We start from the raw sequence: 10480 nt of genomic DNA on the forward strand, positions 1-10480 counted from the left end.
TTGAGTCTCGTGGTATCGATGCGAGCCCGAGGACCGACCAGCAGGCCTACGGCTCCTGCTGCATCTTGGCGACGGTCTCCTTGGCCTTCTCGAGCTCCGATCTGAAATGTGACCGCATGGCATTCGGATCGAAATTGAGGAACGTACCGCCGGTTTCGAAATGCATCATGAATACCTTGCCAAGCGCATACGTGGCCGCACCCGCGACGAGCGGCGTGGAGATGATCCCGAGAGCCGAGCCGACCACGGGCACGAATTTGGCGAGCCCGTATCCGAGGGTGGTCCCCATACCCACGCTCCACGTGCTCGTGATGAGGGAGCCAAGGAGCGTCTTCGCGACGTCACGGGTGAACTTCACCTCATAAAGGTCGGCGAGCTCCTTCAGCATCTTGAGCTGAGTCCCCTTGATGGCAATCAGGTCGACGGCGGGCACGGGGAGGACGCCGGCCACGAGCGTCCAGAGGACATTCCGCCGAATGATCGCCTCCGCGCGGCTGGCGCGCGGTCGCACGTCGTTCGACTCGAGATCCGACTTCACCTCGGCGCCGTCCGCCCTGACCTCGTGCTTGGTGGACGTCTCGGTTCGATCGACCTTCGTAGCCTCGCCTGCCATGATCACGCTCTCTATGCAATGCCCGCGAAAGCCTGCTTGACCACGCGCAGCACAGCCGCCTCGGCGGAATGCAGAAAGAAGTGGTCTCCCTCGAAGATGCGGAGCGCAAACGGACCATTCGTGGATTCGCGCCACCCTTCGAGCTGTGCCGGCTGCACCGTGTCGTCCTTCGCGCCCCCGAGTGCGGTCAGCGGAACATCGAGAGGCTCTGTGGGTACGTGGCGGTAGGACCGGAGGAGCTCGAAGTCCGCCCGGAAAGCGGGCAGGATCAGGTCCATGAGCCCCGGCTCGGCCAGGACGCTCGCGGGCGTTCCGCCATAACGTCGGATGCAGGAGAGGATGTACGCGTCGGTCAGCTCGCCGGTGGGTGGGTACGAGTCCGGGAACTGCGCCGCGCGGCGGCCGGAGATGAAGAGGTGCATCGGCGCTCGGAGGCCACGTGCGCGCAGCCAATGGCAAAGCGCAAACGCGACGAGCCCGCCCATGCTGTGCCCGAACATCACGAACGGGATGCGGCTCGGGGCGAGGGCCTGCCCGAGCGCCTCCACCAGGGGCTTGAGCGTCGTCATGGGCGCCTCTCGAATTCGCGGCCCTCGGCCTGGGAGCTGCGCGGCGACGAGCTCCACGTCGGGCGGCAGGTGAGCGACCCAGGTCCGGAAGACCATCGCATTCGCTCCTGCGTAGGGGAAGCAAAATAGCCGCGCCCGCGGCAACGCCACGGGCTTTTGCCTCCAGAACCACGCACCCGGGATCGGCTCCATCGTCGGCGACTCAGGCCGATGGCTTGGCCGCAGCCGCAGCCGCGTCCATCTGCTTGCGCAGGCTGAGCGGCCGCATGTCGGTCCAAACCTCCTCGATATACTGGAGGCATTCGGCGCGGTTCCCACGCTTCCCCGCCAGGCGCCAGCCCGCAGGGATCTCCCGGCCGGCGGGCCAGATGGAGTACTGCTCCTCGTGGTTCACGACCACCTCGAAGGTGGTATCTGCGTCGTCGAAGACACTCATCGTGGGTCCTCTCGCTGTCGAAAGGTCGCCTCGAGATGCGCTCATGGGAATCGATCGCCGGCCAGCGTCGCCCAACAGGGCGGTGGCACTGCCGCTGACGGCGAACGTCTCGCCTTCTCGCGCGCTCGGGGTCGCCTTTTGCTATCCAGGTTCTCTGTGGGTAGACGTTACGCCCGCGGCATAGCAAGCGAGGTGCCAGCCCATGGTTCGTCTTCCGAGCCTGGGCGCCTCATCGTTCTTGGAGATGCGACCCACGCTGGCCCGACCGCTGTAACAGGACCTGTAACATGGTCCTGTTACAGATCCTGTTACAGGTACAGGACGCTCGGCAACGCTCGGCGACGCTCGCCGGGCGCGCAACGCACCTCCCGTGCGACGCACGGATGGCCTGTTCGTTGCAGAGCGCACGCTCGGAGCAGCCACGACGGATTCTCTGCGTATCCCGCGGCTCGCCATCTCCGATAGGTGCCGCGCGTGATGCCCATGGTCCCCCGGAGCTTCCTCGGGGCATTGTCGACCATTCGGAGCGCAACCGGCGAACCCACAGGGTGAATTCGTGACGTCCCATTACAAATCTTCATCCGATAAAAATCGTCCCCGCGCCACGCTCACGTTCGATCGGCGCGCTTTTTTGAGTCTGGGCGCCGCGATCAGCGCTGGCCTCTTGCTGCCCGATACCACCGGGTGCAGCTCCGACGACAAGCCGCCGACGCCGCAGCCGACTCCGAGCAGAGAGCTCTTCAACCCTGCCACGGTCCGAGCCAAGGACGGCCTTCTCGATATCGAGATGACCATCACCGAGACCGAGGTGACGGTGGGTACGTATACGTTCATGACCCGCGCGTACACGGGCCTCAAAGTCAATGCAGGAGAGGCGAGCTTCGAGGGAACATATACGGGCACGATCCCAGGCCCGAGCATCGAGCTTCGCCCGGGTGATCAGCTCAAGCTCAAGCTCATCAACGGCCTTCCGGACGACGACAGCGCCGTGGACCCCCCCGATTGCGGCATGACCACCAGCGGTGGGCATGGCGGGCACGGCCCGGGCATGCAGAACAACACGACCAACTTCCACACGCACGGCCTGCACGTCGACCCCGGGCCGCCCGGAGATGACGTCTTCTTGGAGATTGGTCCCGGCGAAAGCTACGATTTCGTCATCGACATCCCCAAGGACGAGGTCATGCCGGATGGGACGATGGCCGATCATCCGGCCGGGACCTACTGGTATCACCCGCACTTCCACGGAGCGACGGCCATCCAGGTGGGAGGCGGCATGGCTGGGGCCCTCATCATTCGCGACGAAACGAAAGACGACCTCGACAAGCTGTTCTCTCCCAAGCCCGAGCAGGGGCAGGGCAAGGAGCAGCTCCTGGTCGTCGGCGAGCTCATGCTCCAGACCAAGGATCCTTGCAATGGCAAGATCCGCCTCGCGACGTACGGTGAAATGGGCCATTCCGGCCCCTTGCCTGAGAACATCGTGGATTTCTTCCACGTCAACGGCCAGATCAACCCGATCCTTCGCTTGCACCCGAGTGAGGTGCAGCGCTTCCGGGTCCTTCACACGGGCTTCCGTGCTCCGCTGGATGTCGCCTTCCTCCGCGTACCGGACGACCAGGTGGACGCCGCGACGTCATTGCCGAAGCCCGATTATGATCCGTTCGGCTATTCTTGCGCGAGCAACGGGGGGCCGCCCGTGCTCAACCGGGACGCGTTGCGGGCGAAGTCGGTCACGTACTACCAAGTCGCGACGGACGGGATCACCTACGCTGCGCCCCTGAAGATGCCGATGGCCAACCCCGTTTCGGAGGTCGAGTACGTCATCCCGCCGGGAGGCCGCGCGGACCTGCTCGTCCAATTCGAACCGGGCACCTACCAGATGGTGGCGCTCGGCTACCTGGACTTCGTCTGCTGGGCGCCGCAGGTCCTCGCCACCGTGATCGTATCGGGGACGCCGGACACGAGCCTCGAGATCCCGCAAACGCTCACGCCTCCGGCGCTTTACCCGTCCTTCGACGACATGGCGAAGCCTGGCAACCAGATCGACAATAACCGCCAGCTCGATTTCGCCGTGTCCATCGATGCGCAAGGAACACATTTCACCATCGACGACAGGACGTTCTGCGAGACCCGTATCGATCAATGCATGGCTTTGGGCGCCGTGGAAGAATGGACGCTCAACAACAAGGTGACCCCGTCGGCAGGAGCGTCGATCCATCCCTTCCACATCCACGTCAACTCGTTCCTCGTGACGTCCATCAACGGGAAGAAGCCGGCACAGGCCATCTGGCGCGATACGTTTCTCATCCCCACGGGCGACATGATGGGCGTCGACGGCACCGTCACGTTCCTGTCGCGCTTCCTCCATTTCGAGGGCAAATACGTGCTGCACTGCCACATCCTGGAGCACGAGGATGAAGGCATGATGCAGCTCCTCGAGGTGAAGAAGGACGCGGCATGCGAGCCGTCGATGACCGACACGTGCCCGATGCCGTGAGCCGGCCACGATCATAAGCGATACGCGTCGGCGTCGATCGAGAACCTCTGGATCCAGCGGTGGATCTGGACCCGCGACTTGCCCATGTCGCGCGCGACCCCGCTCACGTTGCCCCTGTGCTTCTCGAGCAGCGCCACGATACGCCCGCGCAGCGCGTCCGGCGCCGTTTCCCTCTCCTCCTCGGGCTCCGGCGCCACGACGCTCTCCTCGCTGGGCGGCGCCAAGGGCCCGAGGCTCCGCTCGACCAGGTGCGCGCGCTCGATGAGCGGCCCGTCCGCGAGCACAGCCGCGACCCCGAGGACCTGCGAGAGCTCCCGGATGTTGAGCGACCATGGCTGCGACAAGAGCCACTTGCCCGCCTGGATGGTGAAACCAAGCTCGCTCGCGCCCGGCACCTTGGAGCGCCGCAGAAGATCGCGGACCAAGATCCCCATGTCCTCGAGCCGCTCCCGCAGCGGCGTGAGCGTGTGCCGATGCCCGGAGAGCCGCGCGAGCAAGTCGACCCGGAGCTCGCCCCGGAGGGCCATCTTGTCGAGCGGCTTGTGCGTCGCCGCGACGACGCGCAGGTCCACCTTGATGGGGTTCGTCCCGCCCACGGGCGCGACCTCGTTCTCTTCGAGCACGCGCAAGAGCGCGGCCTGCGCGGGGAGCGGGAGATCACCGACCTCGTCGAGGAAGAGCGTGCCACCATCCGCCCGGCGCACGTAGCCCGGCTCGTCCCGGACGGCCCCCGTGAACGCGCCCTTGACATGCCCGAAGAGCTGGCTCTCGAGCAGCGACGCCGTGAGCGCCCCGCAATTCACGGCGACGAGAGGCCCTGCCCGCCCCGAGTGGGCGTGGACGTTTCTCGCGAGCACCTCCTTGCCCGTGCCCGACTCGCCGAGGAGGAGCACCGGGATGTGCGCCCGCGCGATACGCGTCAGCGCGTAGAGGTTTTCCGCGAGCGAGGGGACGAGCGTGGAGAGATCCCCGACCTCCGAGGGCGGGAGATCGAGATCCGCGCCGGCGGCAGGCGACGACAACAAGCCCGCGCGGTACCGCAGGATGACGTGGCCGAGCTCGATGAAATCACCGTCCCGCAGCGCCGCCTTCGTGACGCGCTTGTCATTCACATGCGAGCCGTTCCGCGAGCCCATGTCCTCGAACACCCACCCCTCGCCGCTCCGGACGAGGCGCGCGTGGGCCTTCGAGATGGCCCCGTCGGGCAAGCGCAGATCGAGCCGCCGAGCGCCCCCCTCGCGGACGCGCGAGGCGACACGCTCGGGGCCGCGGCCGATGTCGACGACGTCGAGCTCCGAGAGGCAATACCGCGCGCCGCCGAGCGCCGGCTGGTCGCAATGGAGCACGACGAAGAGGAAAGGACGCGCGAGGGCTTGCTCCCTCCGCTCCTCGCGCACGGCGTTCTGGGTCGTACCGAGCGAGATCAACTTCCTCGTCATGGCCGCACCACCCTATCACGAGCCGAAGCGTGACCTGGGTGTCCCTCGGCGGCGCGCGCCTCCGCGACGCGACGCTCACACGCTTCCTGGTCCCTCTGGGCCTCGGCTTCGGTGACCTGGAGCAGTTCTCTTCGAATCGGCGCGGGAATACAATATGAGGTCGCCCTCCAGAGCCGGGCGTCCGCAGGGCCGGTAAAAGGCTCCACGTCGGGCCATATGCGGGCGACCTTCTCCTCGGAGCCTTGCGCGATGTACCTGCCGTCGGGGCTCCATTCGGCATACCCGGAGATGAATGGAGAGCCGCCGAGCACGAAAGGCTGCCCGGATCCATCCGCATGAAAAATGCGCGCCGTCGTGTCCACGGACGCAGTGGCGATGCGTGTGCCGTCGGGGCTCATCGACGCCCATGTGACCCGTTCCCTGTGACCGTGAAGGACCACGGGCTGCCCGGAGCCGTCTGCGCTCCATACGCGCGCGGTCCTGTCGAGGGACGTCGTGAGGATCCGCGCGCCGTCGGGCGACCACGCAGCGAAGGTGACATTCGATTCGTGCCCCTGCAGCAGGAGGGAACCCGCAGCGTCGCGTACGTCCCAGATTCGCGCGGCGCCGTCCGCGAACGGGGAGAGCACGCGCGAGCCGTCCGGGCTCCATCGCGCGCCCGTGAAGTGGGTGGGCACGAACCTCGCAGGGGGCCCGGCGAGCGCGACGAGCTCGCCCGCCTCGCCCGCGTTCCAGAGATAGATGTCCCCGGTCTCGTACGACGCGAGAATCCGCGCGCCCGTGGGCTCGAACCACACTTGCACCACGCACTCGGATTCCATCGGAACCCTTGTCTCCGCCTGGAGCGTGTAGCCGTCGCTCGACCACACGCGAAGGGCTCCGTCCATGGACGCGGTGAGGATCCGGTCCCCCGAGGCGCTCCAATCGACCCCCCAGACCCCCGTCCGATGGCCGCCGAGGACGATGGGCAAAGAGGGGTCGTCGAGGCGCCATACCCGCGCGGTCCCGTCCCGCGAACCCGTGACGAGCCGCGCGCCGTCGGGACTCCACCTCGCGCCGACGATGTCCGCGGCATGGCCGCGCAAGACGAGCGGGCTCCCCTCCCCCTCCGCACGCCACACCCGCGCGGTCCCGTCCCCCGAAGCCGTGACGAGGCGCGCGCCATCGGGGCTCCACGCGAGCACGTTGATGACCTCCGTGTGCCCCTCGAGCACCCTCGGCGCGACGACCTCGTCGAGATCCCAGAAGCGAAGCGTCCTGTCGAGCGACGCCGTGAGGAGGGAGCGGCCATCCGGGCTGAAATCCGCCGTGTAGATCCAGTGCTTGTGGCCACGCAAGACGAGCGGTTGCCCCGCGCCGTCAGCATTCCAGATGCGCGCGGTCTTGTCCTTCGAGGCCGAAGCAATGCGTTTGCCGTCGCGGCTCCACGCGACGCTCATGACCTTGTCCTCGTGGCCGCGCAGCGCGAGGCGCTCGGCGCCCTCGAAGGCGTCCCACACGCGCACCGTGGCGTCCTTGCTCGCGGTGGCGATGCGCTTTCCATCCGGGCTCCAGGTTGCCGCGACAACCTCGTCCGTATGCCCGCGGAGGACCAGCGGCGCGCCCTTGCCGTCCGCGCTCCACACACGCGCGAGCCCATCCACCGAGGTCGTCACGATGCGCTTTCCATCCGGGCTGAACCGGGCGCTCGTGACGCTCGCCTGGTGCTCGAGCAGGGCGATCGGGCTCCCGTCCGTCGCGCGGAACACCCTCGCGGTCCTGTCCATGGATGCCGTGACGACGCGCTGCCCATCCGGGCTCATCAGCGCCGAATTGACCTCGTCCTCGTGACCGCGCAGCACGAGCGGCTCCCCGGCGCCATCCGCGCTCCAGATCCGGGCCGTCTTGTCCCCGGGTGCCGTGAGGATGCGCTCTCCATCCGGGCTCCACGCGGCGAACCAGACGTGCGCCTCGTGGCCGCGCAGCGTGGCGATCCTCTGGAAATCGCCCACGGCCAGGATGCTCGCGGTCTGGTCCTGGGACGCCGTGACGATGCGCGCGCCATCCGGGCTGATGGCCGCCGCATAGACCGGCAAGCCCCCGTGGAGGCCCGAGACCTCGTCCCGCGCGACGCCGGAGCAGAGCGCGTCGCTCACGATCTCGGCCCACTCCTTGGGGATATCCTCGGGCTCGACCTCCCGCGCGAGCGCGAGGACCAGCGTGGGATCGTCGATCCGCCTGCGCGCGGCGAGCATCCGTGTGGCATTGCGGCCCCGCAGCGCCTGGAGCGCGAGCTCGCCGTTCTGCTCCGTGACACGCGCGGCCTCGGCGTCCGCGCGCCGGGCCTGGGCCTGGGCGCGCATGGCCAGGAAAAACACGAGGACCGACACGGTGCCGAGAACCACGAACGCCCCGGCGATCGAGCGCTGTCGCCTCTGCCGCGCCCGCTCCTGGAGGTCGATCACGGCGAGGAGGTACCGCTCTTCCGCGCGGCCGAGCGGCAAACCGCGCTCCGCCTCGGGGTTCGCGCGCCTTCGCTCGTACCACGTCCGCGCGTCCTCGGCGGCGCGGTCCCGCCACAACAAGCCGGACGCCTCTCCGCCGGCCTGCCATTGCGAGGCGGCGGCGCGCAGGCGGGCCATGAACTGGGCGTCCGCCGTGCTCTCGTCGAGCCACCCCGCGAGCCTCGGCCAGCGCTCGATGAGCGACTCGTGGACGAGCTCCACCGTCACCGCGCCCGGAAGTCCGCCGACTTCGAGGAGCAAGAGCCGCGCGCCGCAGAGATGCTGGACGAGCGCCTCCACGGCGGCGGGCTCTTCGGCGAGGGAGGCGAGCTCGGGCATGCTCACGATCGCGCGCGTCCGCTCGGGCGTGACCAGGCGCAAGAAGACGGCCTGGCAGAGGCGCTGGCTCGGCAATGCGAGCGCCCCGAAGACCGCATCGGCGTGCGTGGAGAGCGATCCGACCACCCCGCCGAGCCGCTCGTAGCTCGCTCGCGTCAAGGCCTTCGCCTCCCGATCACGCGCCTCCCATAACTCCGCGGCTGCGAATTGCAGGAGCGGGAGCGGGGTCTTGGTGCGCGACAGCTCGTCCAGCATGTCGGCGCTCATCGCCTCGTCCTCGAAACGATGCCCGGACGCCTCCACAGGACGGAGCAAGACCTCCCGCAAGGCTTCGCGCCTCATGGGCGGCAGGAGAAAGAGCCCCTGGGTGACCTCGGCCAGGAAAGTGGGCTCCTCGGCGACGCGGTCGAGGAAATCCGAGCGAATGGCCACGATGACCCGCAACGGCGACGAGGCGTCGTCCGCCGAGCCGAGGAGGCATTGAAGGAACGCGGATCGCTCCCCCGGATCGGAGACCAGGGTATAAAGCTCCTCGAATTGATCGACGAAGACGAGCGCGCGGCTCTCTGGGCCCCGCGCGCGGCAATGGACGCGCAGGCGAGCGCCGAACAGCCCGGGCGCGGCGCGAAGATCGCCGAGGGCCGCGGGGGGCTCGTCCGACGTGCTCTTGGCGAGCACCTCTGCGAGCGCCTCGCCGAGCGCTGCCATCGGGGCGCGGCCCGGGCGCAGGACGAGGACGTCCCAGTCCTCGCCGGAGTGCTTCAAGGCCGGAATCACGCCCGCGCGGAGAAACGACGATTTGCCAGCGCCGGACGGGCCCACGACGGTGACGAGCCGCTGCCGACGGAGCTGCCCCACGACGGCCACGACCTCCCGCTCGCGGCCGAAAAAGCGGCCCGCGTCCGCCTCCTGGTATGCCGAGAGCCCCGCGAACGGCAGCTCGCCCTCGGCGAACGCGATAGGTTTTCCCCCTTCACGCAAGGGCGTGAGCGCGGCGAGCATTTCGTCGGCCGAGGCGAACCGCTCCGCCTTTTGCTTGCGCAGGCTTCGCTCCACGACGTCCGAAAGCGCGGCGAGATCGGGCAGGACGTCCCGGAGCCTGGGCATGGGCGCGGAGAGGTCGGCGACGCTCTCGAGCCGCTCCATCGTGATCGGCGCGAGCGGATGCGCGCCTGCGAGCAGCTCGTACAGAATCATGCCGACGGCCCAGAGATCGGCGCGCGCGTCGACCTTCTCGCCGAGCCATTGCTCTGGCGCCATGTACGCGAGCGTGCCGCCGTCACCCGGGTACAGGCCATCGCTTGGCCTCGCCAGCCCGAAATCCAGCACTTTGATCCCCCCAGCGTCGAGGATCATGATGTTCTCGGGCTTGAGGTCGCGATGCACGACGTCGCACGCGTGCGCGGCGACGAGCGCACGAAGGACCGACATCACGATGTCGAGCGCGAGGCCCCGCGGGAGCACGCGGCTCGGTCCTCCGGCGCCCGAGGACAGGAGATCCCGCAGCGTGCGGCCCTCGAGGTATTCGAGGACCATGTAGGGATGCCCGTCGGTCTCGTCCACGTCGTGGATGACCACGATGTTCTCGTGCCTGCAACGCGCCGTCGCGCGCGCCTCGGCGAGCAAGCGTGAGGGCGCCTGCCCGCTGTCCTGGAGGAGCTTGATGGCGACGAGGCGCGCGAGCTTGATGTCCCGCGCGAGCAACACGACCCCCATGCCGCCTTCGCCGAGCTTGCGGATGATCTCGTAGTGCTTGAGAAAGCCGTCGAGCGGAAGGGAGGCCTCGGGGAGCGCGCCTCGCACGCCGGACATGGGGGACGGCGAAGCAGCCTGCGACAAGCGTCCTGTCCGCTCGTGACGAGCGAAGTCCGCGGTGACGCTCGCATCCGGCGGCAGACGGGCGCTGAGCCTTCGCTCCTCAGGACACCTCATGTGGCACCGCCTCGACGAACATGACCACGGATCGCATCGGTCGAGCTAGTTCCTCGACACAGGGGTCTTGACTGTTTCACGCTGCGACGGGCAGCGCGGGATGCGCTGGCTGTGGGTATGCGTGCCCCATCTTCTTGCGAGCGTGCTGGACACTGAACCTCCAGCGGATTCC

Annotated in this window: 6 protein-coding genes; 1 reads left to right on the plus strand and 5 read right to left on the minus strand. The window is 68.0% G+C overall.

From position 1 onward, the window contains the following. Positions 1 to 46 precede the first annotated feature (46 nt). The 3 genes from E8A74_RS45845 to E8A74_RS45855 are packed head-to-tail and all read right to left on the minus strand — an operon-like array spanning position 47 to position 1618. Positions 47 to 613 carry a YcjF family protein gene (locus tag E8A74_RS45845; RefSeq protein WP_136935497.1) on the minus strand — a complete coding sequence of 189 codons (567 nt, stop codon included), beginning with the start codon at positions 611 to 613 and terminating at the stop codon, positions 47 to 49. Between the two features lie 11 nt (positions 614 to 624). Continuing rightward, a complete protein-coding gene (locus E8A74_RS45850; RefSeq protein ID WP_136935498.1) occupies positions 625 to 1374 on the minus strand; it encodes a thioesterase II family protein in 750 nt (249 codons plus the stop codon). A gap of 10 nt (positions 1375 to 1384) precedes the next feature. Next, a complete protein-coding gene (locus E8A74_RS45855; protein ID WP_136935499.1) occupies positions 1385 to 1618 on the minus strand; it encodes an MbtH family protein in 234 nt (77 codons plus the stop codon). A 556-nt stretch (positions 1619 to 2174) separates the two neighbouring features. Here E8A74_RS45855 and E8A74_RS45860 point away from each other — a divergent pair. Beyond that, complete coding sequence (locus E8A74_RS45860; RefSeq protein WP_136935500.1) at positions 2175 to 4115, plus strand: multicopper oxidase family protein; 1941 nt, start codon at positions 2175 to 2177, stop codon at positions 4113 to 4115. 11 nt (positions 4116 to 4126) lie between these two features. Here E8A74_RS45860 and E8A74_RS45865 read toward each other — a convergent pair whose 3' ends face one another. Then, a complete protein-coding gene (locus E8A74_RS45865) occupies positions 4127 to 5554 on the minus strand; it encodes a sigma 54-interacting transcriptional regulator (RefSeq protein ID WP_136967379.1) in 1428 nt (475 codons plus the stop codon). Next, positions 5551 to 10188 (minus strand): nSTAND1 domain-containing NTPase, encoded by a 4638-nt coding sequence (locus E8A74_RS45870; RefSeq protein WP_170229882.1) that lies wholly within the window; start codon positions 10186 to 10188, stop codon positions 5551 to 5553. The genes E8A74_RS45865 and E8A74_RS45870 overlap by 4 nt, the downstream gene beginning before the upstream one ends. Positions 10189 to 10480 lie beyond the last annotated feature (292 nt).

The sequence above is a fragment of the Polyangium fumosum genome (assembly GCF_005144585.1).
Lineage (GTDB): Bacteria > Myxococcota_A > Polyangia > Polyangiales > Polyangiaceae > Polyangium > Polyangium fumosum.